This window comes from Methylobacterium sp. J-077 (assembly GCF_022829365.1).
GTDB lineage: Bacteria > Pseudomonadota > Alphaproteobacteria > Rhizobiales > Beijerinckiaceae > Methylobacterium.
In genome coordinates this window covers 56,933-83,297 of record NZ_JAKSYJ010000149.1, presented here as the reverse complement: position 1 = coordinate 83,297, position 26,365 = coordinate 56,933, and the positions used below count along the sequence as shown (strand labels likewise).

Below are 26,365 nucleotides of genomic sequence, written 5' to 3'. Positions count from 1 at the left end.
CAGGCGAGGCCCTCCGGGATCGAGGCATCCTCCATGAAGCCGTAGCGCAGGATCACCCGGTAGAAGTCCGGCGCCAGGATCGTGACATGGGCGCGTTGCTCCACCGGGATCGTGGGGGTCTCCTCGTAGAGGGCGGTGATGGGGGGAAGGCTCGCTCCCAACATGCCACGCGCGCTCCCTCCCCCCTCTGCGGGGGAGGGTGGCGCCCGAAGGGGGTCGGGAGAGGGGAGCGCGGTATCCGGAAGAGTCACGACAGGTGTGAAACCCGCATCGTCGCGCTGCCCCTCTTGCGGGACTTCGTCCCGGCCCCCCCTGCTGCGCAGGGTGCCCTCCCCCGCAGAGGGGGGAGGGGGAGGCGCGTCGACCGTTTCGCCGCCCTCGGCGGGCTCGACCATGAGAATCGGCGTGCCCTCCGAGACCTTCGAGCCGACCGCGACCAGCAATTCCCGCACGGTTCCGGCGACCGGGGAGGGGACCTCCATGGTCGCCTTGTCGGATTCGATGCTCAGGATCAGGTCGTCCACGGCCAGGCGGTCGCCCGGCTTCACCAGGAGTTCGATCACCGGCACGTCCCGGTAATCGCCGATATCCGGGAGGGCGATCTGCAGCGCGGCGCTCATCGGGCGGGTTTCCGTGGCTTGTCTTGGGTGGAGTGGTTTTTGGGGGCGAGGTCCGGGGCCGGGCCGCGCGGCGTTCGTTCGCGCTCTAGCCTCTGTCCCACCCACACCCTCATCCTGAGGTGTGAGCGAAGCGAGCCTCGAAGGAGGGCTCCAGGGATCGCGCGGCCAGCTGGAGGGCTCCTTCGAGGGCTCCGCTTCGCTCCGCCGCCTCAGGATGAGGACGCGGGTTGGATGTCTTAGATCGTCCAGGGCGCCGGCGTGTCCGCGTCGATGCCGTAGCGTCGGATCGCCTCGGCGACCGTGGTCCGCGGCACCGTGCCGGCCTCGGCCAGCGCGTGCAGGGCGGCCACCACCACGTGCTGCCGGTCCACCTCGAAGAAGCGGCGGAGCGCATTGCGGGTGTCGCTGCGGCCGAAACCGTCGGTGCCGAGCGTCACGAACCGGGCGCCGACATAGGAGGCGATCAGCTGCGGGTAGGCCCGGACGTAGTCGGTCGCCGCCACGACCGGCGTCACGCCCGGGAGCAGCGCGGCCACGTGGCTCACTGGGGCATCCGCCTCCGGGTGCAGCATCGCCTGCCGCTCGGCCTCGCGGGCGTCGCGGGCCAACTCGCTGAAGCTGGTGACGCTGAACAGCTCGGCGTCGATCCCCCAATCCTGTGCGAGCAGGCCGGCGGCGGCGATCACCTCCGGCAGGATCGCCCCCGAGCCCAGCAGCCGCACCGCGGCAGGCCCCGAATCCGGCCCCGAGAGGCGGTACATCCCCTTCAGGATGCCGGCCTCGGCCCCCTCCGGCATGGAGGGCTGGGCGTAGTTCTCGTTCATGGCGGTGAGGTAGTAGAAGGCGTCCTCGCCCTCCTCCATCATCGCCCGGGCGCCGCGGTCGACGATCACCGCCATCTCGTAGGCGAAGGCGGGATCGTAGGCCCGGCAGTTCGGGATCGCTGCGGCGGCCATGTGGCTCGACCCGTCCTGGTGCTGCAGGCCCTCGCCGCCGAGCGTCGTGCGGCCTGCCGTGGCGCCGATCAGGAAACCGCGCGCCCGCTGGTCGGCCGCGGCCCAGATCAGGTCGCCGACACGCTGGAAGCCGAACATCGAGTAGTAGATGTAGAACGGCAGCATCGACAGGCCGTGGACGCTGTAGGCCGTGGCCGCCGCGGTCCAGGACGAGATCGCCCCGGCCTCGGTGATGCCTTCCTCCAGCAGCTGCCCGTCGCGCGCCTCGCGGTAGTAGAGCATCGAGCCGGCATCCTCCGGCTCGTAGAGCTGCCCCTCGGGCGCGTAGATGCCGACCTGCCGGAACAGGTTGGCCATGCCGAAAGTGCGCGCCTCGTCGGCGACGATCGGGACGACGCGCGGCCCAAGATCCTTGTGCTTCAAGAGGTTGCCGAACAGCCGGACCACCGCGGTGGTGGTCGACATCTCCTTACCGGCCGCCTCCAGGGCGAAGCCCGCATAGGTCGAGAGCGGCGGCACCGTCACGGTCGGCGCCGTGCGGCGGCGGGCCGGCAGCACGCCGCCCAGCATCTCCCGACGCTCGCGCAGGTAGCGCATCTCGGCGCCGTCCTCGGCCGGCTTGTAGAAGGCCAGCCCCTCCACCTGCGCGTCCGACAGCGGCAGGGCGAAGCGGTCCCGGAAGGCGCGCAGAGCCTCCACGTCGAGCTTCTTGGCCTGGTGGGAAGTCATGCGCGACTCGCCTGCGCCGCCCATGCCGTAGCCCTTCTTGGTCTTGGCCAGGATCACGGTCGGCCGGCCCTTGGTCGCCTTGGCGGCGGCGAAGGCGGCGTAGAGCTTGCGGAAATCGTGGCCGCCGCGCTTCAGCCGGTCGACATCGGCATCCGACATGTGCGCGACCAGCTCACGCACCTCCGGGTCCTCCCCGAAGAAATGGGCGAGGTTGTAGGCGCCGTCCTTGGCGCCGAGCGTCTGGTACTTGCCGTCCACGGTGTCGGCGAAGCGGCGCAGCAGGGCGTGGTTGGTGTCGCGGGCGAAGATCCCGTCCCACTCGGAGCCCCACAGCACCTTGATGACGTTCCAGCCGGCCCCGCGGAACAGGCTCTCCAGCTCCTGGATGATCTGGCCGTTGCCGCGCACCGGCCCGTCCAGCCGCTGGAGATTGCAGTTGATGACGAAGGTCAGGTTGTCGAGTTTTTCGCGCGCCGCGAGCGCCAATCCGCCGATCGACTCCGGCTCATCCATCTCGCCGTCGCCGAACACGCCCCAGACGTGGCGGCCGGTGGTGTCTGCGAGCCCGCGATGGCTCAGGTAGCGCATGAACCGCGCCTGGTAGACTGCGTGGATCGGGCCGATGCCCATCGATCCGGTGGGCACCTGCCAGAAATCCGGCATCAGCCAGGGATGGGGGTAGGAGCACAGGCCGTCGCCCGCGATCTCCTGGCGGTAATGCTTGAGCTGTTCCTCCGAGAGGCGCCCCTCCAGGAAGGCTCTGGCGTAGACGCCGGGCGCCGAATGCGGCTGGAAGTAGACGAGGTCGCCGTCCGCGCCGCCCTTGAAGAAGTGGTTGAACCCGACCTCGAACAGCTCCGCCGCCGAGGCATAGCTCGCCACGTGGCCGCCGAGCTCGCCGTAGGCCATGTTGGCGCGCACCACCATGGCGAGCGCGTTCCAGCGCATGATCGAGGTGAGCCGCTCCTCGATGTCGAGGTCGCCCGGGTAGCGCGCCTGCTTCTCCAGGGCGATCGTGTTCCGGTAGGGCGAGTAGGGCAGGGCCTCGTCGAGGATGCCGATCTCCTTCGAGCGCCGCTCCAGCCGGTCGAGGATGAACCGCGCCCGGGCCGCGCCCTCGGTGCGGAACAGGGATTCGAGGGCGGCCAGCCAATCCTGCGTCTCGGCCGGATCGTGATCGACCTCGGCGGACCGCGCGATCGTCGTCCTCGGCGGTATGGCGTTCATCGGCGCTGCTCCCGGCTTTTGAGCGGAGCATACGGATTGCCGCGCGGGGCGACATACCGATCTTTTGTCATGCAGGGCCGATAATTGGTATATTTTGCCGAATTTACCGGCGATGAAGGGCAATCATGCCACCGCTGCTGAGGACGCATCCGCACGCCTCCGATGCAACTTCCGGTTAGATCCCCCCGCCGTCATCGCTTCGCTGCGCTCGCAATGACGGTTGGCGCATGCAGGATCGGCCGCCCACATCGATCTGCGCCAAAACTTTCTTGCCGCCCGACGCGCCCCGGCATGCTATGCGGGTGGCAAATCAGAGAACAAAAAATGGTCTCCCGACCGGTCCATCTCGACGCCGCCAGCCTGCGCATCCTCGAACGGCTGCAGCAGGACAGCGAGATCAGCATCGCCGATCTCGCCGAGCAGGTCGGGCTCTCGACCTCGCCGTGCTGGCGCCGGGTCAACGACCTGAAGGAGGCCGGGATCATCCGGGGCTGCGTCGCGGTGGTCGACCCGATGAGCCTCGGGCTCGCGGTGAACGTCTTCGTCCACGTCTCCCTGGAGAAGCAGACTCAGGCCGCGCTCCAGGCCTTCGACGAGGCGGTGCGCAGCCGTCCGGAGGTGATGGAATGCTATCTGATGAGCGGCGAGGCCGACTACATGCTGCGGGTGGTGGTGGAGGATCTCGGCCAGTACCAGCGCCTGGTGCTCGACCACCTCACCCGCATCCCGGGTGTGGCGAACATCCGCTCCAGCTTCGCGCTGGGCCAAGTGAAGTACACGACGGCGCTGCCGCTCGGGCACCTGACCCGGTGAACGGGTCGTTCGCTGGATAAGGAGCTTTCAGACTTTCCAGCGGAGCCGGCTTGAACCGGCGGCATCACGCGGAAGGAAGAATGGTGGAGCCTAACGGGATCGAACCGATGACCTCTTCCATGCCATGGAAGCGCTCTCCCAGCTGAGCTAAGGCCCCACTTGTCCACCGCGGTTTGGGTCCCGCGGGGTCTCGCCGACCGGCTGGCGTCCGGCGAGGCCGGTTCTATAGGCGGCTCTCGCGGCGGACTCAACCCCTTTTTTGCGGGTTCTTCGCGGAAACGCCGACCCCGCTCGGACACGCCGCGGGCTATTCGCGGGATCGGCGCGAACGGGGGTCAGGTTTCTTCGTCGGATTCGATATCGCCGTCGATCAGGTCAGAGACGTCGTCGCCGGAATCCTCCTCCTCGAGGAAGGTGTCGTCCGCGGCCGAATCCCCGTCCTCGGCGGTGTCATCCTCGGGCGTGGGATCCGCCTCGTCCTCGGCGGCCTCGACCTCGTCCAGGGAAACCAACTCCGGCGCCTTCTCGTCGGTCTCGTCCTCGTCGTCGGCCTCCGGCCCCCGCGCCAGGGCGGGCGGCGCGACGCGGCTCGCTGTCGCCTGGTAGACCGCGCCGCATTTCGGGCAGGCGGCGGGATCGCGGGCGAGGTCGTAGAACTTCGCGCCGCAACTCATGCAATGGCGCTTCAAGCCAAGTTCCGGTCGTGCCACGGGCGGGAACCTCGTCGTCTTTCTCTGTCTCGGAAGACGGGCCCGTTAGTCGCGGCCTCGACCCCTGTCAATCGAGCCGCGGCGCCCCGTTTTACGGGCCCCGCCGAGCGGGCGCGATGGATGACGCGGGCCGGTGCGCGTGTTAACCGCGCCGCCAGTTCACGGTCCGATGGCAGCGCCGCGGCGCCCCCGCGCGACGCGCCGGATCCCGGCCCACCCCCGATTCCCGAACGGACGCCCCCGTGTCGCACGATTCGCCTCCCCAGCCCCTCACCGCCGCACCGGGCACGCCGCTCGAAGGGCGCCTGCGTCCGCCGGGCGACAAGTCGATCTCGCACCGGGCCATGATCCTGGGGCTGTTGAGCCACGGCGAGACCCGGGTCGAGGGCCTTCTCGAGGGCGACGACGTGCTGCGCACCGCCGCCGCCGCGAAAGCGTTCGGCGCCGGCGTCGAGCGCGTCGGCGAGGGCCGTTGGGTGGTGCGCGGCGTCGGCATCGGCGGCCTCACCGACCCGGCCGACGTGCTCGATTTAGGCAATGCCGGCACCGGCTCGCGGTTGATGATGGGCGTGGTCGGCGGCCAGCCGGTCACAGCGACCTTCGACGGCGACGCGTCCCTGCGCTCGCGCCCGATGCGCCGGATCCTCGACCCGCTCACCCGCATGGGCGCGCAGGTCCTGTCCGAGGCCGACGGCGGCCGCGTGCCCCTGACCCTGCGCGGCCTCAACGAGGCGATCCCGATCACCTACGAGACCCCGGCGGCCTCGGCGCAGATCAAGTCGGCGGTGCTGCTCGCCGGCCTCAACGCCCCCGGCACCACCACGGTGATCGAGGCGGCCGCCACCCGCGACCACACCGAGCGGATGCTGCGCTTGTTCGGCGCCGAGGTCCGCGTCGAGCCGCACGGGCCGGGCGGCCACGGTCGCAAGATCGCGCTCACCGGACAGCCGACCCTGCGGGGCACCGACGTGATCGTGCCGGCCGATCCGTCCTCGGCCGCGTTCCCCCTGGTCGCGGCGCTGATCGTGCCGGGTTCCGACGTGGTGATCGAGGGCGTGATGATGAACCCGCTGCGCACCGGGCTGATCACCACCCTGCTGGAGATGGGCGCGCAGATCGAGCGCGTCGCCGAGCGGGATGAGGGCGGCGAGACCGTGGCCGACCTGCGCGTGCGCGCAAGCCGCCTCACCGGCGTCGATGTCCCGGCCGAGCGGGCGCCCGCGATGATCGACGAGTACCCGGTGCTGGCGGTGGCGGCGAGCTTCGCCGCGGGCCGGACCCGGATGAACGGCCTGCACGAGCTGCGGGTGAAGGAATCCGACCGCCTCGCGGCCGTAGCGGCGGGGCTCGCCGCCAACGGCGTCCGCCACAGCGTTGAGGGCGACGACCTCGTGGTCGAGGGCGACGGCACGGTCGCGCCCGGCGGCGGCACGGTGGCGACTTATCTCGATCACCGCATCGCCATGGCGTTCCTGGTGATGGGGCTCGCCGCGAAGGCCCCCGTCACGGTGGACGATGGCGCGATGATTGCCACGAGCTTCCCGAGCTTCCTGCCGTCCATGCAGGCCCTCGGCGGCCGGATCGGGGCCTAGATCATGCCGCTCGTTATCGCGATCGACGGCCCGGCCGCCTCGGGCAAGGGGACCCTGGCCAAACGGCTGGCCGACCATTACCGGCTGCCGCATCTCGACACGGGGTTGCTCTACCGCGCGGTGGCGCTGGCGCTGATCGATGCCGACCTGTCGCTCGACGATCCAGACGCCGCGTCCCGGGCCGCTCACGCCCTCGACGCCGACAGGCTGGACGATCCGCGCCTGCGCGAGCGCGCCATGGGCGAGGCCGCCTCGCGGATCTCTGCCGTGCCGGACGTTCGCGCCGCCCTGCTGGCCTGGCAGCGGCGCTTCGCGGCCGATCCCCAGGGCGCGGTCTTGGACGGGCGCGATATCGGCACGGTGGTCTGCCCCGAGGCCAGCGTGAAGCTGTACATCACCGCGTCGTCCGAGGAGCGCGCCCGCCGCCGGCATCTGGAACTCGCCGGCCGCGGCGAGGCTGCGACCTTCGGGGCGATCCTGGCCGACATCGAGGCCCGCGACGCCCGCGATGCTTCCCGGGCCGCCGCGCCTTTGCGCATGGCCGACGACGCGATCCGGCTCGACACCACAGCGCTCGATCCGGACGCCGCCTTCGCCGAGGCCCGAGGCATCGTCGAGCGCGCCCGGAGGGATGGGGCATAGGCGCCACCGAAAAACCCCGTGTTGACCCCCCGGGCCCGCTCACCTATTGCGAACGCGCCGTCCCCGCGCGGCCGCTGCAGGGCGGTCCCGGACGCGAGCGCGTAGCTCAGCTGGTAGAGCAACGGACTTTTAATCTGTAGGTCCTGGGTTCGAGTCCCAGCGCGCTCACCATAGACTTTAGCTTCGATAAAGATCTGAACGCAGTGAGGTTGAGACTTGGGCCGGCTTGGCGTACGGACTGCGCGTCGCCACGTAGACGTAACACGGTCATCATGCGCCGATGGCAATTGAATGTGTCTTTTTCAGCGCTTGTCTTGTCACAATCATTCATTTCTCGTCGCGTTTTCAGTCCATGCGCATTTTACACGCAAAACAGAACCCCGGCTGTCCGCTCCTTCCGCCAGATGAGCTTCACGGCGTAGCGCATATCGGAATTGGCCAGCACGAGGTCGAACGCGGTCGCCAACACGACCACGTGCGGGCCGAGGAATTCCAGCATCGCGCCACCGTCGGAGAGGTTCTGGACCCGGCAGGGGAAGCGCGATCCGTCCGGGTGCTGGGCATAGGCCAGGAGCGCCGTCGCTTTGCGAGCGCTGGCGCGTCGCTCGACGAAGGCGATCGGAGGCCTGGCGTAGCGGGGCATGGCCGAATGACCCTGGCGATGTCGGCCAAGATGGCGCGATCCCAGTAAAAATGCCCCGAAAACGCTAAGGATATATTGATCAAGCCTATATGTTTAGGAAAATAAAGTATGGAGCGATACTTGAAGGGCTATGGGCGTCTCGGCCGCGCGCCGGGGGTAGCGCGGCCGAGACGCTCCGTCCCGCCGACGATGAGCCTCGAATCCTACCGCCGCTCGTCCTTGCGCAACGGCGGCCCCTTGCCGGCCTTGATGAACCGGCCGACGAACAGCCCGACCGGAATCGACAGCAGAAACCAGTTCCGCAGGAATCGCAGCGACTTCGACACGGGTCGCTCTCCTTCTCTCGCTTGAGGCTGCATCAGAGCATGGCACGCCGTCGGATCCCAACGCGCGGCCCGAGTGCCGGCTCCCGTCCAGCCGGCGGGATCGGTCCCAAGGCTTTTCCGGCCCAGCCCGGTCAGGCTGCGCACATGGCGCATCGTGCCGGATATCGGAACCAGCACGATGCGTTGGCCTTCTGCTTTGCATCGTCCCGAAAGCCGGCGGCCCCGTCCAGGACGATGCGCTCGCTGCGACCGACCGAGATTCGCACCGGACACCCGGAGACGATCATGCGCATCCGCCCCGGCCTCGCGATCTCGATCGGCCTCGTCCTGGCCGGCATGTCAGCCGCCGTCTGCGCCGAGGCGCTTGGCCAGCCGCCGGCCCTCGCGTCGCCCCCGGCCTGGCCGCCGGGCTTCTCCCGCGATGTCCAGGGCAGCGGTTTGCCGGGCCTCGACGGCGGCCATGCCTTCCTATGGAACCGGCCCTCGGGCTTCGACCCGGTCTCGACCCTGCGCGTCGACCGGCACGTGCCGGACGGCTCGGGAGAGCCCGGCCACACCTACAAGGCGCTCTGGGCGCTCGGCTCCTCGGGCCCGCACAATGCCGGCTACGAGTGGACGATCACGGGCGAGCTGCACAATCGCAGCCTCGCCAGCACGGGGGCACAGAACGTCGCGGTGAACGGCACGGTCTTCAAAGAGGCCAACGGGATCGGCCCGGTGGGGCCGTCCTGGGCGAGCAATTTCAACTGCGTGGACATGACCGACGAGGCCGACCCGGTCGCCTCCTGCATCGGCGCCGAGATCGACGTCTCGGCGCAATCGCCGACCACGGATCGCAACCGCCAGCGGGTCGGCCTGCAGATCTCCACCGGCGGGGTGCCGGGCGCCCATACCGGCTACGGCATCTTGATGGGCAATCTGACCGGTTCGGTCACCGACCGGGGCGTCTCGTTCCAGGGGGAGGGGACCTACGGCATCGGGATCGACACCGCGTCCGGCCGGTTCACCGGCGTGCCGATCCTGCTGGGATCGGGCCAGTCGATCGCGCTCGACGGAAACCGCGAGGGGAATTTTGCGCGCACCCTCAGCTTCGACGGGCGGGAACTGGTCTACGGGACCGCAGGCGGGCCGGTATTCCGGGTGAGCGATGCGGGCCAGGTCCAGGCCGCCTCGGTCCGGGAGGCGCGACCGAACCCGCCGCGGAGCAGCCGGGAGGCCTGCACGCCGGGCGATCACGCCTGGGACGAGGCCTTCGAGTATCGCTGCGTCGCTCCCGATCGCTGGAAGCGTGCGGCACTCAGCGACTGGTAAGCGTCGCATTCAGGCCTTGCGGAACGGTAGGATCGCCACGAAGGCCGCGAGGGCGGCGCCGATCACACGCAGGAGCGCGGAGCCCGGACTGTCGGGTGAGACGACGATCCACTCGTACAGCATTGCGCCTGACAATAGCAGAAGCACCGAGACGAGGAGCGTCTCGCCCGAGAGCGCAGTTGGCTTGGCCTTCATGTTGGTTCCCCCGGAGCGCGTTTCTTATTCGCTTGCCCCGGGGTGTTAGCGGATCGGTGACCGTAAGGCGAACCAGGCTCAGCGGTCGAAGATGCGCACCACCGCCCTGGTCGCCGGATCCACCACCACGACCTTGTCGCCGGGCGCAACGAAATAGCCGTAGCGGCGCAGACGCGGGTTCGGCGCATCCGTGAAGGGGGCGAGCCGCACGTCCTCCGGCACGATGGTGCCGGGCCGCAGCGGGATCGAGCCGATGATCGGGCCGGGGCCGATCGGGCGGCTCACGATGTAGTCACGCACCACGACTTCGTCGTCCGGGCCGAAATCATCGGGTTCGACGATCACGCCCTGCGCAAAGGCGGTGCCGGTGAACAGCGCGGCAAGCCCGAGGGCTGCGGCGAGACTTGCGCGTGTCGACATGGCGGGCTCCGTGACATTCAGGATCGGCTGAAACACCGTCCGTCACGAATGTGTTCCCCCTGTCTCAGCGCCCGACCTGCCCCGCCTCGGCCAGAGGCACCGGTGACCAGCGGGTGATCTGCACGTAGCCGTCCAGCGCCGCGATCACCACGTGCCGGCGGTGGCGATGCACCACCGTCCCCGGCATGTGCCCATGGCGCTCGCGCCAGCCCTGCGCTTCGGCCACGTAGATCCGCGCGTCGCCCAGCCGGGCAATGGTCTCGACGGTGCCGAAGGCCCGGACCCGGCGCAGGATCGGCTCCACCTCCTGCCGAAAATCAAGGGTCCGGTCGGCATCGGTGGCCCGCTGCCAGTAAGAGCCGTCGCCCTGCGGCTCGGCGCGGCGCCAGCGGGCGGGCAGTTCTTTGCCGAGCGGTCCCGCGGCGAGCCGTCGAGCTGCCATTTGGCACTTGGCCAGCACGGTCTCGTGGGATTCGATGGCCTCAAGGCTGAAGATGTCCTGGGCCAGGATATCGCCGGTGTCGAAGCCATCGGCGAGAACATGGGCGGTCACCCCCCAGGTCTCGTAGCAATCCAGCACCGCCCGGAACAGCGGATAGGGGCCGCGCCCGGTCGGCAGTGGGGAGGGGTGGATGTTCAGGCCGTAGGCAGCGCGGCCGCGCCAACCCTTCACCAGCCAGGGATAGCCTGCCACCACCAGAGCCCAATCCTTGCCGTACTCGGCCTGCAGGGCGTCGATGTCGCGCTCGCGAATGCGCGACAGCTGGATCGGCAGCCGCATCGAACGGGCGCGGGCGACCAGCATGTCGTTGTGGTCGTAGATTCCGTCGCAGGGCCGGGTGAACAGCTTGATCGGTTTCCAGCCGGCCTCGACCAGGCCCTCGAACACGCCGCCCAGGAAGTCGATGCCGGCGAACGCGAACTTCATGCTTGCCGCCTGCGACCTTGTGAACGTGGAGCGGGACGGCCTGGCGCCTGCCCGGGGGCGCCACCGGCCTTACTTTGTCTGAGGCAGGTTGGGTAGCAAGAGGGCCGCCGGTGCGACAGGTTCTGATCTACGGCGGTACGGGCGGCATCGGCCTGGCGACGGCGCGGGCGCTGCGGGCTCGCGGCTATGCCCTGCATCTCGCGGCCCGCGATGCCGACCGCCTGGCGCGCGCCGCAGAAGAACTCGGCGAGACGACGTTCACGGCCGGCGATGTCGGCGATCCCGACTTCTTCGCCGCCGCCAGCGAGGCGGCCGGTTCCTCCCTCGCGGGTCTGGTCTATGCGGTCGGCACGATCAATCTGCGACCCCTCGGGCGCCTGACCCGGGGCGATGTCGAGACCGACTTCCGGATCAACGCGCTGGGCGCCTTCTCGGCCGTCCAGGCCGCTGCCGGCGCACTGAAAGCCGGCGCCGGGGAGTCGGGCGCCGGGATCGTGCTGTTCTCGACCGTGGCCGTCGCCCAGGGCTTTCCCGCCCATGCCTCCGTGGCCATGGCCAAGGGCGCCGTCGAGGGGCTCGGGCTGTCGCTGGCGGCCGAACTCGCCCCGCAGATCCGCGTCAACGTGGTCGCGCCCTCGCTGACCCGGACGCCGCTTGCTGCCGCCATCACCGGCAACGAGACCCTGGCCCATGGGATCGCCGCCATGCACGCCTTGCAGCGGCTCGGCCGCCCGGAGGATGTCGGGGCGCTCGCGGCCTTCCTGGTCTCCGATGAGGCGGGCTGGATCACCGGCCAGGTCATCGGCGTCGATGGCGGCCGCGCGACCCTGCGCACCAAGAGCTGAAGGATGCCGGCAAAATCCGCAGCGCAGACCGGCGGCACGCTCCGCTTCGTCCTCGGCGATCAGCTGAACCGGCGGGTGTCGAGCTTGACCGATCTCGACCCCGCGCAGGATGTCGTCCTGCTGGTCGAAGTGTGGGACGAAGCGACTTATGTCCGCCACCACAAGCAGAAGATTGCCTTCCTGTTCGCGGCCATGCGCCATTTCGCGGCCGAGCTGGTGGCCGAGGGAATCGCCGTCGACTACGTCCGCTTGGCCGATCCCGGCAACACCGGCAGCTTCACCGGGGAGCTAGGACGCGCGGTGGCGCGCCACGCGCCCGCGCGAGTCATCGTCACTGAGCCCGGCGAGTGGCGGGTCTTGGAGATGATGCAGGACTGGCGCGAGACGCTCCCCGTGTCGGTAGAGATACGATCGGACAATCGTTTCCTATGTCCGCGCGAGGATTTCTCGCGCTGGGCCGAGGGCCGCCACCACCTGCGGATGGAGACGTTCTATCGCGGCATGCGCCGTCGGACCGGCCTGCTCATGGATGGTGGCGAGCCCGTCGGCGGCCGTTGGAACTTCGATCCCGACAACAGGAAACGCCTGCCCAAGGGGCATCGGCTTCCGGACCGAATCGGCTTTCAGCCTGACGCGACCACCCGAGAGGTTATCGCGCTCGTCGAGCGGGAGTTCGCCGACCATTTCGGCGAATTGGCGACCTTCTCCTGGCCGGTGACCCGGGCCGATGCGCTGGCGGCCCTCAAGCATTTCATCGCTGAATGCTTGCCAACCTTCGGCGACTATCAGGACGCCATGAAGGCGGGTGCGCCGTTCCTCTACCACGCGCTGCTCTCGCCGCCGCTCAACGCCGGGTTGCTGACCGCCGAGGAAATTTGCTGGGCTGCCGAGCGGGCCTACCGGAACGGACTGGCGCCCCTCAACTGCGTCGAGGGCTTCATCCGGCAGATCCTTGGCTGGCGGGAGTATGTCCGCGGCGTCTACTGGGCGCGGATGCCCCAATACCGCGAGACCAACGCGCTCAACGCGAACCGGGACCTGCCGTGGTTTTACTGGTCGGGGGAGACCAAGCTCAACTGCATCGCCAACGTCGTCGCGGATACCCGGGCCCATGCCTACGCCCATCATATCCAGCGCCTGATGGTGACCGGCAATTTCGCCTTGATCGCCGGCCTGGACCCGGCGCAGGTCGAGGAATGGTACCTAGTCGTGTTCGCCGACGCCTACGAATGGGTCGAGCTGCCCAATGTGCACGGCATGGTGCTGTGGGCCGACGGAGGCGTCATGGGCTCGAAGCCCTATGCGGCCTCGGGCGCCTATATCGACCGGATGTCGGACTACTGCGCCAGTTGCGCGTTCGACGTGAAGCTCAAGACTGGGCCTGACGCCTGCCCGTTCAACTACCTGTACTGGAACTTTTTGATCGAGAACGAAGACAGGCTGGCTGGAAACCAGCGCATGGCGATGCCGTATCGAACGCTTCGAGGCATGGGGGACGAGCGTCGAGCGAAGATCCGTCAGGACGCGACCCGCTTCCTGGCATCACTCGCGGCAGAGCCCGTGCGTACTCACCAGGGCGACCAGACCGCTAACGCCACGTAAAGGGATGCGCTCCGCCGGCCCGACTCGGTCTGGAGACCGGCCGAGACACGGAAGTTGTAGCGGGCGACGGCGAAGTCCGTCCCGTGCAAGCCCAGATTCCATTTCCGGTAGCCGGTCGCATCCCCATAGACACTGACTTCCGGACCGAGATACGCCCCCCAAGCCCGATAGCCCCAGGCCAGCCGCGTCCACAGGCTGTCGCGCGTCGAGCCCGCGATCGCGGTCGCCTGGAGAAACGTATTCTCGGTCGGGCGTGCCCAGATCTCGCCGTGCAGGCGCAGGCCGTACGCGGCCGGCAGGGCGGCCAGCGCGCGCTGGTCGGCCAGCACCTCCATCGCGCCTTCAGGCCCCGAGAAGATGGCCGCCGTTCCCCAGTCGAAGAACCATTGATAGCCAAGCACCGTGGCCGCGCTGAACGTGTAGCGCGTGCGCGGCAAGCCGCCGTCGCCGCGTTCTCGTTGTCGACCGCTTCCGACGCTTGTCAGTATGACGAAGCCGTCCTGATCGAGAGGGCCGAATCCGAGCTTCGCGCCGACAGTGAGGAATGTCGCGGCACCTGCATCGAGGCTTCCGAACAGGAGCGCGTCGATCTCTCCGCCGTATGCCGCAGGGGCGTGTGCAAGGAACAGTGAGACCCCCAGGGCGGCTCCAAGCGCCCTGATTTGGCTTTTTCTGAATGCCCGACGCCTGCACACGGATCGAACTCCGGCGGCAAGGCTGTAAACCTAATGTTAACCGACGTGAGGTGCAGCGCTGTTCATCGTAGATCCACCGAAAATGTACGGGAGTTGCGTGGCCGCATTGCCTGCGAGCTACGTTTGCGGAAAATTTTGCTTTAAACGACGTAGGATTTATTTTTGACGCGATCTTGCTCACCTGAGGTATGAGCGACCCCGGCGCAGCCCTGTTATGGCTTCGCGCGAACGCCCCGCGCTTGGCCTGCCCGGTGATCTCGGCTAGAGCCCGCGCCAGGACAGCGAAGGTTGGCGGATCCTTGACTGCCGGTGCACGAACGTCAGACGTCCTCACTGTGCTGGCGAGCCAGGAGGGGGAGCGCCTCACCGTGGGCGACATCGTCGCGGTCCTGCGGGATCGCGCCTTCGCACTGCTCGTCGTGCTGCTCGGCTTGCCGAACTGCCTGCCGATGCCGCCGCCGATCCCGTTGATCTGCGGCTTGCTGTTGCTGCTGGTGGCGGTTCAGATTGCGGCCGGCATGTCTGCGCCGTGGCTGCCACGGATCCTGCTCGGACGCTCGATCGCGCTGACGGATGTCCGTCGGGCCGTCACCCGGGCGGTTCCGATCCTGCGAAGGCTGGAGCGCTGGTCGCGCCCGCGGGTCAGCGTGTTCGAGACCGCGCTGGGCATGCGCGGCATGGGGATCGCCCTGTTGGCGCTGGCGCTGGCGCTGATCGTCGCCGCACCGATCGTTGGGCAGATCCCTCTGGGGCTCGCCGTCTGCCTGGTGGGCCTCGGCCTTGTCGAGCGCGACGGCCTCGTCGTGATGGGCGGATTGGTAATCGGCCTGTTCGGCGTCGCCATCAATGCCGGTTTCGCCTATGCGGTCATCGCCGGGATCGCCGGCCTTCTGAACCTTTGAAGCGCGCGGATCACAACCGGTAGCGGATCTGGTCGGTCCAGAAGCGCTCGAGACGACCCAGGGCCGTGTTCAGCCGGCCGAAATCGTCGTCCGAGATGCCCCCGATCGGAGCGATCGTGCGGGCATGCTTGTCGTAGAGCCCCTGGATGATCTCATGGACCTGCCGGCCCTTGTCGGTGAGGCTGATCCGGACCGAGCGGCGGTCCGTCTTCGAGCGGGCGTGGTGCAGGTAGCCGGCCTCGACCAGCTTCTTGACGTTGTAAGAGACGTTGGAACCGAGATAGTAACCCTTCGTCCGCAGCTCGCTCGCGGTCAGCTCCTTGTCGCCGATATTGTACAGGAGCAGCGCTTGGACGCTGTTGACGTCTTCCCGGCCGCGGCGCTCGAACTCGTCCTTGATCACGTCGAGGAGTCGGCGGTGCAGCCGCTCGACCAGGTGAAGCGCCTCCAAGTACGAGCCCTTGGAAGACGGAGCTTCTTCCGGGGTTTCGGTCTTCGCGACTCGGGCGCTCTGGGTCTTCATCGTCTGCCTCACCGTCTGATGTTGCGGCGTCCGTTCGATGCGGTGCCGCTGATGATGGCTAAGCTACGTGTCGGGAATGAAAGGCGATTTAAGCGATAGGATGAATTCCCGATTTACTCTTCGCGGTAAAGACAAACTGAAGCGAAGATCAGAACGGTTCGTTCACCGTGCCTCCTGTGCAGCGAGCCAGGACAGCAGGAAGTACATCAGCACGACGGTGAGGCCGAATACGATCAAAGGTACCGGCATGGGCACGAGTTGCGGGGTCAACACCGCCAACGTCATTGCGGATGTCACGGCCAACAGCCAGATCACCCCGCCCCAGGCGCTCGTCAGCCACAGACCGATGGCCGCCGCCGCGTCCACCACGGCGAAGTAGACGATCGCCGCCTGCCGGCCGAACGGCTCAATCTCGAAGGGGCGCGTTCCGGGCAGCACGTCGAGGATCGTCGCCCAGGATCCGATGCTTTTGATCAGCCAGAACAGCGCCGTCACCCGCATGAACCAGACGAGCACCGTGTCCCAGGCGCCGGGCGCCGGCCCCGGGGCACGCTCGATCCGATCGGTCGGAGCGTCGCCCGGACGAGACCCCTTGCGTCGGATCGGGAAGGAGCCGGGCACTACGGTGCGCTCACGGGTGGGATGGGCCGGTGCATCGTCGGGAGGCCGGGTTCATGGTGGGGGATGGCCCGGGTTGAAGCGGTTCCGGTGCCCGACGTCAACGGTCTGATTTCGCCACGCCCGGCCTCTGTGCTAGTCCGGCGTCCCCAGCGCCGATGCGCCGCGCGATCCTCAACTCCTCCGAGCGCACGATACCGAAGCCGCATGTCAGACATATCGCCCGAGCCGCGTCCCATCGCCCTGGAGGCCGCCCGTGAGAGCGCCCGGCCGGAGGGGCTGAAGATCACCCAGCGTCCGCGCCGCAACCGCAAAGCGGAGTGGTCGCGCCGGTTGGTCCGCGAGAACACGCTCACCGTCGACGACCTGATCTGGCCGATGTTCGTGATCGAGGGCGAGGGACGGCGCGAGCCGATCGCGTCGATGCCGGGAGTCGAGCGGCTCTCCGTCGACGAGATCGTTCGCGACGCCGAGCGCGCGGCGCGGCTGGGTATCCCGGCCGTCGCCTTCTTCCCGTTTACCGAGGTAGAGTTGCGCGATCCGACAGGTTCTGAGGCGCTCAACGCTCACAATCTCGTCTGCCGGGCGGTACGCGCCGTGAAGCGAGCGGTGCCGGAGGTCGGGATCATGACCGACGTGGCTCTGGATCCCTACACCAGCCACGGGCACGACGGCTTGATGAAGGACGGTGCGATCCTGAATGACGAAACGGTGGCGGTCCTGGTGGAGCAGAGCCTGATCCAGGCTGAGGCCGGCACCGACATCATCGCGCCTTCGGACATGATGGATGGGCGCGTCGGTGCGATCCGGGCCGGGCTGGACAAGGCCGGCTTCCTCGATGTCCAGATCATGGCCTACGCGGCCAAGTATGCCAGCGCCTTCTACGGTCCCTTCCGCGACGCGATCGGCACCAAGGCCGCGCTGGTGGGCGACAAGCGCACCTACCAGATGGATCCGGGCAATTCGGCCGAGGCCCTGCGCGAGGTCCGCCTCGACTTGGAGGAGGGCGCCGACTCGGTCATGGTCAAGCCGGGGCTCCCTTATCTCGACATCATCCGCCGGGTGCGGGACGAGTTCCAGGTGCCGACCTTCGCGTATCAGGTGTCGGGCGAGTACGCGATGATCGAGGCCGCTGCCCGCAACGGCTGGCTCGACGGCGACCGCGCGATGGTCGAGGCCCTGCTGGCGTTCAAGCGCGCCGGCGCCGACGGGGTGCTGACCTATCATGCGCCCCGGGTCGCCGAGCGCCTGCGCAATGCGCCGTGAGACATCGGCGCCGCTGGCTCCTCGGGGCGGCGGTGGCGGCGGGTTTCCTTGGGGGGCTCGCCGCGTGCCAGGATACCCTGCGACGCGAGCGGGTTGCGACCTGCCGACGTGCCTTGCCGGCGGTCGCGCCCCAGCCCGGCATCCGGTTGTTGAGGGCCGCGCCGGGACCGTCGGCGGATACGGTCCGGGTCGATTACGCCGAGGGAAATCGGCAGCACTGGCTGACCTGCCGTTTCGACGCCGGAGCGACCCTCATCGCCCTGGCCACCGAGGGCATCAACCTGTCGGGACCGTCGCTCTACCTGTTGAAGCGCTTCTACCTCGACACGCCGGATGCCGAGGCCGACGATCCCGCCGAGCATTGAACACGATCCGGACGGCACTTGCGGCCGATGCAGGGCGCACCCACCTTTTTCTCCGCCGCCTCGCTTGCAGGACGCGACACCATGCAGAACCCCCAACCCGGCTACGCCGAGCGCTTCGAGACAACCGGTTACACGGCCTCGTTGCCCATCCCGTTCGTTCGCGCGAGCCTGGGTGCCCGCACGGTCGCGTACCTCCTCGACATCCTCTTCATCTTCGGCTTCACCGCCCTGTTGACGCTGCTGATCACGGTGATCGGCGTCGTGACGTTCGGGCTGGGCTGGACCTTGTTTGCGGTGCTGCCGGCGAGCGGTATCATCTACAGCGCGATCACGGTGGGCGGGGCCAAGCAAAGCACGATCGGGCAGCGGCTTATGGGGCTGCGCGTCGTCGCCCCTGAGCGTGGCGGGTCCGTCGATTTCATCACGGCCGCCGTGCATGCTTTGCTGTTCTACGTCGCGGTCTCGACCTTCCTGCTCTGGTGCCTCGATATCCTGTTCGGTGTGATGCGTTCGGATCGCCGGCTGGGTCATGACCTGTTGCTCGGCTTGGCCGTCGTTCACGCGCGCTGAGACGCCTCAGGCGCGGCGAAATTCTCCTTCGGCGTGCGGTCGGGGGCATTGAGCCCGGCCGCGCGGCCTGTACACTGGTTTGCCGGCGCCGCGAGGACAACCCGGTGCAGGGTCAAGACCAAGCGTGACGAGCCATCCGCGCGACACTCCGCAATTCTATCTGACTGCTCCCTCACCGTGCCCGTACCTCCCGGGCCAGGAGGAGCGGAAGGTATTCACCCACTTGGTTGGGCGTCGCGCCCGCGACCTCAACGAGATCCTGACCCAGGGCGGTTTCCGTCGCTCCCAGACCATCGCCTACCGCCCGGCCTGCGAGACCTGCCGTGCCTGTGTCTCGGTGCGCGTGGTGGTCGACGATTTCCAGCCGAGCGCCAGCCAGAAGCGGATCCTGGCGCGCAACGACGACTGGATCGGCACACCGGAGCCGAACCGGCCGGCCTCCGAGCAATACGCCCTGTTCCGCCGCTACCTAGACGCCCGTCACGGCGATGGCGGCATGGTCGACATGACCGTGCTCGACTACGCCATGATGATCGAGGACAGCCATGTCGACACCCATCTGGTGTCGTACCGGCGGCGCGGGCCGGACACGGCGATCACCGGGCGCGGCTTCGGCCCGCCGCTGGCCTTCTGCCTGACCGACGTCCTCGCGGACGGCCTGTCGATGGTCTACTCGTTCTACGATCCGGAGGAAGCCGGGCGTTCGCCGGGCACCTTCATGATCCTCGACCATATCCGTCGGGCCCGCCGGCTCGGATTGCCTTATCTCTACCTCGGCTATTGGGTCGAGGGCTCGCGCAAGATGGATTACAAATCCCGCTTCCGTCCGCAGGAGCGCCTGATGGGCCAGGGTTGGGTCCGGGTCCCCTGACCGGGGTCGGCGGCTGAACCCATGCTCCTGCGTGTTGCGGCCTTGCGCGAACCGCATTGAGCGGCCGGCCCGGCGCATGCTACCGGCCACGCACGAGTTCCGGACCGTGCCGAGGCCCCCATGATCCCCCGCTACAGCCGCCCCGCGATGACGGCGATCTGGTCGCCCGAGAGCCGCTTCAAGATCTGGTTCGAGATCGAGGCCCATGCCACCACGGCGCTGGCCGAGATCGGCGTCGTGCCCAAGGCGGCGGCCGAGACGATCTGGGCGAAGGGCAAGGACGCAGTGTTCGATGTCGCTCGCATCGACGCGATCGAGGCGGTGACGAAGCACGATGTCATCGCGTTCCTCACCCATCTCGCCGAGATCGTCGGCCCGGAGGCGCGCTTCGTCCACCAAGGCATGACCTCGTCGGACGTGCTGGATACCTGCCTCAACGTGCAACTCGTGCGCGCCGCCGACATCCTGATCGCCGATGTCGACGCGCTCCTGGCGGCCCTGAAGAGCCGGGCGCTGGAGCACAAGCTGACGCCCACCATCGGCCGCTCCCACGGCATCCATGCCGAGCCGGTGACCTTCGGGCTCAAGCTTGCGCAAGCCTATGCCGAGTTCGAGCGCAACCGTCGGCGCCTGGTCGCGTCCCGCGAGGAGGTCGCCACCTGCGCGATCTCCGGCGCTGTCGGAACCTTCGCCAATATCGACCCGCGGGTGGAGCAGTACGTCGCCGGGAAGATGGGCCTGACGGCCGAGCCGGTCTCGACCCAGATCATCCCGCGTGACCGCCACGCCATGTTCTTCGCGACGTTGGGCGTCGTCGCCTCGTCCCTGGAGCGCCTGGCCATCGAGATCCGCCACCTGCAGCGCACGGAGGTCCTGGAGGCCGAAGAATTCTTCTCCGAGGGTCAGAAGGGCTCTTCGGCCATGCCGCACAAGCGCAACCCGGTGCTCACCGAGAACATCACCGGGCTCGCCCGCATGGTCCGCGGCTACGTCGTTCCGGCCCTGGAGAACGTCGCGCTCTGGCACGAGCGCGACATCTCTCATTCCTCCGTGGAGCGGATGATCGGCCCAGACGCCACCGTGACGCTTGATTTCGCGCTGGCCCGCATGACCGGCGTAATCGAGAAGCTGCTGATCTACCCGGCCACCATGCAGAAAAACCTCGATCGTCTCGGCGGGCTGGTCCATTCCCAGCGGGTTCTTCTGGCCCTCACCCAGGCCGGTGTGTCCCGGGAAGATTCCTATCGCCTGGTCCAGCGCAACGCGATGCCGGTCTGGCGTGGCGAGGGCGACTTTCTCGCTCTTCTGAAAGCCGATCCCGAAGTGACGGCAGCGCTCAGGCCGGAGCAGATCGAGGAATGCTTCGACCTCGGCTATCACTTCAAGCACGTCGACACGATCTTCGCGCGGGTGTTCGGCGCAGCCTGAGCGCGCTGCACGAATCCTGCTTGAGGCTGCGACGAACACAGGAAGGCAATCCGTGACTACTGCCCGCATCGTCTACCTCAACGGCGCATTCCTCCCCTTCGAGGAGGCGCGCGTGCCGATCATGGACCGTGGCTTCCTGTTCGCGGACGGGATCTACGAGGTCTCGGCGATCATCGACGGCAGGCTCGTCGACAACGCCGCGCATCTCGCGCGCCTGGATCGGTCGCTCGGCGAGATCGGCATCCGCAACCCGCACGACGCGGCCGGATGGCAGGCGCTGCAGACCGAACTGGTCGCGCGCAACGGCGTCACCGAGGGGCTGGTCTACATGCAGGTGACCCGCGGCGTGGCCGAGCGCGACTTCGCCTTTCCGAAGGCCGGAACCGAGCCCACCGTGGTGATGTTCACGCAGGCCAAGACCGTGCTGGCCAACCCGCTCGCAGAATCCGGCGTCCGGGTGATCACCGTCGAGGATCTGCGCTGGAAGCGCCGGGACATCAAGTCGGTGGCGCTGCTCGCGCAGGTTCTCGCCAAGCAGCAGGCCGCCGAGGCCGGCGTCGCCGAAGCCTGGATGGTCGAGGACGGGGCGGTCACCGAGGGCTCGTCGTCCACCGCGTTCATCGTCAGCCGCGAGCGCGTGCTCGTCACGCGGCCGCTCTCGACGGCGCTTCTGCCCGGCATCACCCGGGCTTCCGTGCTGAAGCTTGCCGCCGAGGCCGACCTGCGCGTCGAGGAGCGGCTGTTCTCGGTCGCCGAGGCCTACGAGGCGCAGGAGGCGTTCTACACCAGTGCCTCGGCCTTCGTGATGCCGGTGGTGGAGATCGACGGTCGGTCGATCGGCCAGGGACGTCCCGGTACGCTGACCCAGCGCCTGCGCGAACTCTACATCGAGGCCGCCCGGCAGGGCTGAGCCGGCCGCGCCACGCCGCGAACAGGAACGGATCCGGCATCAGACTGTTGCTCTCGGAACACGTTTTTTGAGAGTGGAGACTAGTTTTGTCGAAGAGATTTCTGTTCGCCGCGTTCGCGGCGGCCCTGTTCGCGGTCCCGGCCTATGCCCAGAACCCGGACGCGCCGTTGAAGGGCCGCGATACCGATCCGGCCCTGCCGCCGGCGACCCAGACGCCGCCGGACCGTGTCCGCCCGAGCGCCGACGCGCCACCGAAGGACCAGTCGCTCAGCGACAAGCTTCAGAAGAACGACGGCGTGATCAAGCCGTCGGAGACGGGGACGACCGGTACCGTGGTGAAACCGGACGAAACAGGTTCGATGCCGGTGATCAAGCCGCAGGATCTGCCCGGCCGGACCCCCGGAACCGAAGCGAAATAAGTGGCTTCCGTGATGCCGGCCGACACCCATGCGGCCGGCTTGCTTGATTTCGCCGCCCGGATCGCGGAAACGGCTCACGACGTACGCGGCCCGCACCCGTCGGCCGCGCCGTCCCGGTTTCCGTCGCGGGTAAGCAGGCAGGCATGGCCAACGTCGTCGTAGTCGGCGCCCAATGGGGCGACGAGGGCAAGGGCAAGATCGTCGACTGGCTCTCCGAGCAAGCCGACATCGTGGTCCGCTTCCAGGGCGGCCACAATGCCGGGCACACGCTCGTCATCGACGGGGTCACCTACAAGCTGGCGCTCCTGCCCTCGGGGGTCGTGCGCGGCGGCAAGCTCTCGGTGATTGGCAACGGCGTCGTGGTCGATCCCTGGCACCTCGTGGACGAGATCGAGCGGATCAAGGCCCAGGGCGTCGAGGTGTCGCCCGCCTCCCTGCGGATCGCCGACAACGCCACGCTGATCCTGCCGCTCCATCGGGAACTCGATCATTTCCGTGAGACCGCTAATACGGGCCTCAAGATCGGCACAACCAAGCGCGGGATCGGCCCGGCTTACGAGGACAAGGTCGGCCGCCGCGCCATCCGCGTGGTCGATCTCGCCGATATCGATGCGCTGCCGGCCAAGATCGAGCGGGTGCTGACTCACCACAATGCGCTCCGGCGCGGCCTCGGCATCGAGGAGGTGAACGCCGAGGCGCTGCTCGCCGAACTCACCGCGATCGCCCCCAAAATCCTGCCCTTCGCCGACACGGTCTGGTCGCTCCTCGACGACCAGCGTCGGGCCGGCAAGCGCATCCTGTTCGAGGGCGCGCAGGGCGCGTTGCTCGACGTCGACCACGGCACCTATCCCTTCGTAACCTCGTCGAACATCGTGGCCGCGCAGGCGGCGACGGGCTCCGGCCTCGGCCCGGGGGCGATCGGCTATGTGCTGGGGATCGCCAAGGCCTACACGACCCGAGTGGGGGAGGGGCCGTTCCCCACTGAGCTTCACGACGAGATTGGCGAGACCATCGGCGCCCGCGGACGCGAGTTCGGCGTCAACACCGGCCGCAAGCGCCGCTGCGGCTGGTTCGACGCGGTCCTGGTGCGCCAGACGGTGCGGACCTCGGGCATCCACGGCATCGCGCTCACCAAGCTCGACATCCTGGATGGATTCGAGGAGATCCGTGTCTGCACCGCCTACAAGCTCGACGGCCGCACGATCGACCATTTGCCGGCGAGCCAGGCCGCTCAGGCCCGCGTCGAACCAATCTACGAGACCATCCCGGGCTGGTCCGAGACGACCGCAGGCGCCCGGTCCTGGGCCGACCTGCCGGCGCAGGCGATCAAGTATGTCCGCCGGATCGAGGAGCTGATCGGGGCGCCGGTGGCGCTGCTGTCGACCTCGCCGGAGCGCGACGATACCATTCTGATGCACAATCCCTTCGAGGATTGAGGCTCGGCGCCCTATCCCGTTGATGACGCATCTTTTCTACTGCCTGACATGTATCCAGCCCGCGTCCGCTTGATCTAGAACCAGCCTACGGCGGGTGGCGGTCTCCGTGATCGACCATCCGATACGATATCGGAGGAACCGACTCGCGGGTGCCGATCCGCGCGGCGGGCACACATCACCGGCCGGCGGCCGCTCCCGACCCTCGGTACGGGCGCAGCCGTCGGTCCTCGGCCATCGACCGGTCCTACCGGACGGCGGACGAAGGCGCGGACCTGGGCATCATGGCCGATTATTACCCGCTTCTGGCACGCGCCCTCGATGCGCTGCCCGACCGATCACCCGCCCTGCGCAAGGCGGTGTACGACCGCGCCCGCAACGCCCTCATCAGCCAGCTCCGCTCCCTGGATCCGCCGCTCTCGGAGGCGGATATCGATCTCGAGCGCCGGGCGCTCGACACAGCGATCGAGCGGCTCGAAGTCGATCACGGCGGCCTGCCGGCGCCGGCCAACGATGTCGTGGTGGTATCGGAGCCGAGCTCGCCGCCGGCCGCCGAACCGAAAATCCCGGAGCCGTCGCCGCCCAAACCGGCACCGCCCGAACCCGCGCCTCCTCCAGCTCCGGAACCGGCCCTTCCGGCCGCCGAGCCGCCCTTCGAGCGGGCTATCCCCACCCGCGACGAGCCGCGCGAGGCTCCGATCGCGATCTCATCGCCGCGGCAAGGACCGATCTCGCTGGCTAGCCCCGACGAGCAGCCGGCTCTGGTCGAACCGGCGGTAGCAGTCGACGAGCCGGATCTCGCGACATCCTCGGGCGATGCCGGCAACGGCCGTCAGCGTCCGCGGATCGAGGTGGTGCCGCCGCGGTCCGGACGTTCTCACATCCTGCGCAATGCCTTCGTCGGCGGCGTGCTGGCGGTTGTGATCGGGTTGATCGCGGTGGCGGCCTTCATGCTCCGCGACCGGCCTCAGACCCTGCCGTCGAACGGCACAGAGACGGCGGATTCCCAGCAGACCGATACCGAGACCAAGTTCGGCGACCGGGTCGGCGGCGAGGCGACCCCTGCGCCGCGTACCGCGGCGCGGCAGGACAATGGTGCACCGGCGCGAGTCGCGCCGTCGCCGGCCCAACCGAACCTCTCCGTCGCCCAGCGGGCCGAGCTGATCGAAGAGGCCACGGGCGCCGACAACGCACAGCCGACAAAGACCAACGGCCGGGTAACCTGGCGGCTCGACACCGTGAACGGCGAGCAGGGCCAGCCGCTCCAGAACGCCGTGGTCGCCACGGTGACGATACCGGATGCCGGGCTGACCTTGGTCATGACCATCCAGCGCAATCTGGACGCTACGCTGCCGGCCTCGCACACGGTGAGCCTCGCCTTCAGCCAGACGGGAGGCGATGCCGCACGAACGGTGCAGGATGTCGGCCTGCTCCAGGCCAAAGACGACGAGAACGGACGCGGCTCGCCCGTCTCCGGCCTGCCGGTCCGGGTCCGGGACAACCTGTTCCTGATCGGCCTGTCGTCGCTTCAGAACGACGTCGATCGCAACACCGACCTGCTGCTCCACCGCAACTGGTTCGATCTGGCGGTGCGCTACACCTCGGGCAAGCGCGCCGTGCTGACTTTCGAGAAGGGCAGCGCCGGCGCCCAGGTCCTGCAGAGCGCCTTCGACGCTTGGCAGTAAACAGGAGTTAGGGACGATATCCGGCGCGCTCGTTGCGCGCAGGGCCGGATGATCAGTGCGCTTCGATACCCGTGCGGGGCAATTCGCGGTTGGCGATGTTGCGCTTGACCGCCTCCTGCACCTTCTCAAATGCGCGGACCTCGATCTGCCGGACCCGCTCGCGGGAGACGCCGAATTCCCCGGACAGATCCTCCAGCGTGATCGGATCCTCGGCCAGTCGCCGCGCCTCGAAAATGCGGCGCTCGCGCGGATTGAGTACGCCCAGCGCATCGCGCAAGGCCGAGAGGCGGTTCTGCCCCTCCTGCTCGCGGGCCAGCACGGTCTCCTGGCTCGGGGCGTTGTCGACGAGCCAATCCTGCCACTCGCCCTCGCCTTCCTCCCGCAGCGGCGCGTTGAGCGACGTATCGCCGGACAGGCGCCGGTTCATGTCGATCACGTCCTGCTCGGGCACGCCAAGACGGGTGGCGATCTGCTTGACCTGATCGGGGCGCAGGTCGCCCTCGTCCAGCGCCGAGATCTTGCCCTTGGCCTTGCGCAAGTTGAAGAACAGCTTCTTCTGGTTGGCGGTGGTGCCCATCTTCACGAGCGACCACGAGCGCAGGATGTATTCCTGGATCGCCGCCTTGATCCACCACATCGCGTAGGTTGCGAGGCGAAAACCCTTGTCGGGGTCGAAGCGCTTGACCGCCTGCATCAGGCCGACATTGCCCTCGGACACGACCTCGCCGATCGGCAGGCCGTAGCCGCGATAGCCCATGGCGATCTTGGCCACGAGGCGCAGGTGCGAGGTCACAAGCCGATGCGCGGCCTCGCGGTCGCCGGCATCCCGCCAGCTCTTGGCCAGCGTGAACTCCTCAGTCGGCTCCAGCATCGGGAACTTGCGGATCTCGTCGAGGTAGCGCGACAGGCCACCTTCATTGGCGAGCACGGGCAACGTACCGGCCATGGCATTCTCCTGGACTCTTGTCCCCCTGACGGGCGGACGCGACGGGCAACAGTGCCGTCCACTCGGGCCGCTCTTGAGCCGACCCTCCCGGCCACCCATGTCATACGGGTTAGTCGGACGGACCGGTAGCGATTGAGGACACCCACGTCGCCATCAACGCGCGACCGGCCGATTG

At 68.2% G+C, this 26,365-nt stretch carries 28 protein-coding genes and 2 tRNA genes; 17 read left to right on the top strand and 13 right to left on the bottom strand.

Annotated elements, in window-relative coordinates; genetic code table 11:
* Both MKL11_RS18145 and mdeB read right to left on the bottom strand, forming a co-directional pair.
* On the bottom strand, positions 1-620 hold a 620-nt coding region (locus tag MKL11_RS18145), incomplete at its 3' end, for a biotin/lipoyl-containing protein (RefSeq protein WP_313900761.1).
* A 236-nt stretch (positions 621-856) separates the two neighbouring features.
* Positions 857-3,532, bottom strand: a complete 2,676-nt coding sequence (gene mdeB / locus MKL11_RS18140; RefSeq protein ID WP_243945839.1) for an alpha-ketoglutarate dehydrogenase — start codon at positions 3,530-3,532, stop codon at positions 857-859.
* A gap of 324 nt (positions 3,533-3,856) precedes the next feature.
* Here mdeB and MKL11_RS18135 point away from each other — a divergent pair, with 324 nt between their 5' ends.
* On the top strand, positions 3,857-4,345 hold the full coding sequence (locus MKL11_RS18135; protein WP_243945837.1) for an Lrp/AsnC family transcriptional regulator: 489 nt from the start codon (positions 3,857-3,859) through the stop codon (positions 4,343-4,345).
* Between the two features lie 81 nt (positions 4,346-4,426).
* On the opposite strand, the gene MKL11_RS18130 is transcribed toward MKL11_RS18135, so the two are convergent.
* Positions 4,427-4,502: transfer RNA gene (locus tag MKL11_RS18130), tRNA-Ala, on the bottom strand.
* Positions 4,503-4,680: 178 nt separating this feature from the next.
* A complete protein-coding gene (locus tag MKL11_RS18125) occupies positions 4,681-5,055 on the bottom strand; it encodes a TIGR02300 family protein (RefSeq protein WP_243945835.1) in 375 nt (124 codons plus the stop codon).
* Positions 5,056-5,297: 242 nt separating this feature from the next.
* On the opposite strand from MKL11_RS18125, the gene aroA reads away from it, so the two are divergent.
* The 3 genes from aroA to MKL11_RS18110 all read left to right on the top strand — a co-directional run bounded on the left by aroA (position 5,298) and on the right by MKL11_RS18110 (position 7,460).
* Positions 5,298-6,647: a 3-phosphoshikimate 1-carboxyvinyltransferase gene (gene aroA, locus MKL11_RS18120; RefSeq protein ID WP_243945833.1), complete on the top strand. Its 1,350-nt coding sequence runs from the start codon at positions 5,298-5,300 to the stop codon at positions 6,645-6,647.
* Positions 6,648-6,650: 3 nt separating this feature from the next.
* On the top strand, positions 6,651-7,289 hold the full coding sequence (gene cmk, locus MKL11_RS18115) for a (d)CMP kinase (RefSeq protein WP_243945831.1): 639 nt from the start codon (positions 6,651-6,653) through the stop codon (positions 7,287-7,289).
* A gap of 95 nt (positions 7,290-7,384) precedes the next feature.
* Positions 7,385-7,460: transfer RNA gene (locus MKL11_RS18110), tRNA-Lys, on the top strand.
* Positions 7,461-7,650: 190 nt separating this feature from the next.
* Here the strand turns inward: MKL11_RS18110 and MKL11_RS18105 are convergent.
* Together MKL11_RS18105 and MKL11_RS33150 are read right to left on the bottom strand one after the other, a co-directional pair.
* Positions 7,651-7,932 (bottom strand): PilZ domain-containing protein, encoded by a 282-nt coding sequence (locus tag MKL11_RS18105; RefSeq protein ID WP_243945822.1) that lies wholly within the window; start codon positions 7,930-7,932, stop codon positions 7,651-7,653.
* A gap of 203 nt (positions 7,933-8,135) precedes the next feature.
* Complete coding sequence (locus tag MKL11_RS33150) at positions 8,136-8,258, bottom strand: hypothetical protein (RefSeq protein WP_279600567.1); 123 nt, start codon at positions 8,256-8,258, stop codon at positions 8,136-8,138.
* A gap of 285 nt (positions 8,259-8,543) precedes the next feature.
* Here MKL11_RS33150 and MKL11_RS18100 point away from each other — a divergent pair, with 285 nt between their 5' ends.
* Positions 8,544-9,569: a hypothetical protein gene (locus MKL11_RS18100; RefSeq protein ID WP_243945820.1), complete on the top strand. Its 1,026-nt coding sequence runs from the start codon at positions 8,544-8,546 to the stop codon at positions 9,567-9,569.
* A gap of 9 nt (positions 9,570-9,578) precedes the next feature.
* Here the strand turns inward: MKL11_RS18100 and MKL11_RS18095 are convergent, their stop codons facing one another.
* From MKL11_RS18095 to MKL11_RS18085, 3 genes are all read right to left on the bottom strand, one after another.
* Entirely contained in the window at positions 9,579-9,764 is a 186-nt protein-coding gene (locus MKL11_RS18095; protein ID WP_243945818.1) for a hypothetical protein, read from the bottom strand.
* A gap of 78 nt (positions 9,765-9,842) precedes the next feature.
* Positions 9,843-10,184: a hypothetical protein gene (locus MKL11_RS18090; RefSeq protein ID WP_243945816.1), complete on the bottom strand. Its 342-nt coding sequence runs from the start codon at positions 10,182-10,184 to the stop codon at positions 9,843-9,845.
* A gap of 64 nt (positions 10,185-10,248) precedes the next feature.
* Entirely contained in the window at positions 10,249-11,112 is an 864-nt protein-coding gene (locus MKL11_RS18085) for a formyltransferase family protein (RefSeq protein WP_243945814.1), read from the bottom strand.
* Positions 11,113-11,222: 110 nt separating this feature from the next.
* Here MKL11_RS18085 and MKL11_RS18080 point away from each other — a divergent pair, with 110 nt between their 5' ends.
* Positions 11,223-11,957: an SDR family NAD(P)-dependent oxidoreductase gene (locus tag MKL11_RS18080; protein ID WP_243945812.1), complete on the top strand. Its 735-nt coding sequence runs from the start codon at positions 11,223-11,225 to the stop codon at positions 11,955-11,957.
* 3 nt (positions 11,958-11,960) lie between these two features.
* The gene (locus MKL11_RS18075) at positions 11,961-13,559 is read left to right on the top strand and encodes a cryptochrome/photolyase family protein (RefSeq protein WP_243945810.1); all 1,599 of its coding nucleotides are present in this window, start codon (positions 11,961-11,963) and stop codon (positions 13,557-13,559) included.
* Here MKL11_RS18075 and bcsS read toward each other — a convergent pair.
* Positions 13,526-14,254: a cellulose biosynthesis protein BcsS gene (gene bcsS / locus MKL11_RS18070; RefSeq protein ID WP_243945808.1), complete on the bottom strand. Its 729-nt coding sequence runs from the start codon at positions 14,252-14,254 to the stop codon at positions 13,526-13,528. The genes MKL11_RS18075 and bcsS overlap by 34 nt on opposite strands.
* A 299-nt stretch (positions 14,255-14,553) precedes the next feature.
* On the opposite strand from bcsS, the gene MKL11_RS18065 reads away from it, so the two are divergent.
* Entirely contained in the window at positions 14,554-15,156 is a 603-nt protein-coding gene (locus MKL11_RS18065) for an exopolysaccharide biosynthesis protein (RefSeq protein WP_279594956.1), read from the top strand.
* Between the two features lie 10 nt (positions 15,157-15,166).
* Here the strand turns inward: MKL11_RS18065 and ldtR are convergent, their stop codons facing one another.
* Positions 15,167-15,679 carry a transcriptional regulator LdtR gene (gene ldtR, locus MKL11_RS18060; protein ID WP_243945803.1) on the bottom strand — a complete coding sequence of 171 codons (513 nt, stop codon included), beginning with the start codon at positions 15,677-15,679 and terminating at the stop codon, positions 15,167-15,169.
* Positions 15,680-15,841: 162 nt separating this feature from the next.
* The gene (locus MKL11_RS18055; RefSeq protein WP_409565876.1) at positions 15,842-16,300 is read right to left on the bottom strand and encodes a DUF6163 family protein; all 459 of its coding nucleotides are present in this window, start codon (positions 16,298-16,300) and stop codon (positions 15,842-15,844) included.
* 204 nt (positions 16,301-16,504) lie between these two features.
* Between MKL11_RS18055 and hemB the strand changes: the two genes are divergently transcribed.
* The 9 genes from hemB to MKL11_RS18010 all read left to right on the top strand — a co-directional run bounded on the left by hemB (position 16,505) and on the right by MKL11_RS18010 (position 25,244).
* Positions 16,505-17,563, top strand: coding sequence for a porphobilinogen synthase (hemB, locus tag MKL11_RS18050; protein ID WP_243945798.1), 1,059 nt, complete (start codon positions 16,505-16,507; stop codon positions 17,561-17,563).
* On the top strand, positions 17,560-17,928 hold the full coding sequence (locus tag MKL11_RS18045; protein WP_243945787.1) for a hypothetical protein: 369 nt from the start codon (positions 17,560-17,562) through the stop codon (positions 17,926-17,928). Before hemB ends, MKL11_RS18045 begins: the two co-directional genes overlap by 4 nt.
* 81 nt (positions 17,929-18,009) lie before the next feature.
* Entirely contained in the window at positions 18,010-18,498 is a 489-nt protein-coding gene (locus tag MKL11_RS18040) for an RDD family protein (protein ID WP_243945847.1), read from the top strand.
* Positions 18,499-18,622: 124 nt separating this feature from the next.
* Positions 18,623-19,369 carry an arginyltransferase gene (locus tag MKL11_RS18035; RefSeq protein WP_243945785.1) on the top strand — a complete coding sequence of 249 codons (747 nt, stop codon included), beginning with the start codon at positions 18,623-18,625 and terminating at the stop codon, positions 19,367-19,369.
* 120 nt (positions 19,370-19,489) lie between these two features.
* Positions 19,490-20,797: an adenylosuccinate lyase gene (gene purB / locus MKL11_RS18030; protein WP_243945783.1), complete on the top strand. Its 1,308-nt coding sequence runs from the start codon at positions 19,490-19,492 to the stop codon at positions 20,795-20,797.
* Positions 20,798-20,849: 52 nt separating this feature from the next.
* Positions 20,850-21,707: a D-amino-acid transaminase gene (locus MKL11_RS18025; RefSeq protein WP_243945781.1), complete on the top strand. Its 858-nt coding sequence runs from the start codon at positions 20,850-20,852 to the stop codon at positions 21,705-21,707.
* Positions 21,708-21,793: 86 nt separating this feature from the next.
* Positions 21,794-22,126 carry a hypothetical protein gene (locus tag MKL11_RS18020; RefSeq protein ID WP_243945779.1) on the top strand — a complete coding sequence of 111 codons (333 nt, stop codon included), beginning with the start codon at positions 21,794-21,796 and terminating at the stop codon, positions 22,124-22,126.
* 143 nt (positions 22,127-22,269) lie between these two features.
* Positions 22,270-23,562 (top strand): adenylosuccinate synthase, encoded by a 1,293-nt coding sequence (locus MKL11_RS18015; protein ID WP_243945777.1) that lies wholly within the window; start codon positions 22,270-22,272, stop codon positions 23,560-23,562.
* Positions 23,563-23,843: 281 nt separating this feature from the next.
* The gene (locus MKL11_RS18010) at positions 23,844-25,244 is read left to right on the top strand and encodes a histidine kinase (protein WP_243945775.1); all 1,401 of its coding nucleotides are present in this window, start codon (positions 23,844-23,846) and stop codon (positions 25,242-25,244) included.
* Positions 25,245-25,296: 52 nt separating this feature from the next.
* Here MKL11_RS18010 and rpoH read toward each other — a convergent pair whose 3' ends face one another.
* Positions 25,297-26,190: an RNA polymerase sigma factor RpoH gene (rpoH, locus tag MKL11_RS18005; protein ID WP_007565114.1), complete on the bottom strand. Its 894-nt coding sequence runs from the start codon at positions 26,188-26,190 to the stop codon at positions 25,297-25,299.
* Positions 26,191-26,365: the final 175 nt, after the last annotated feature.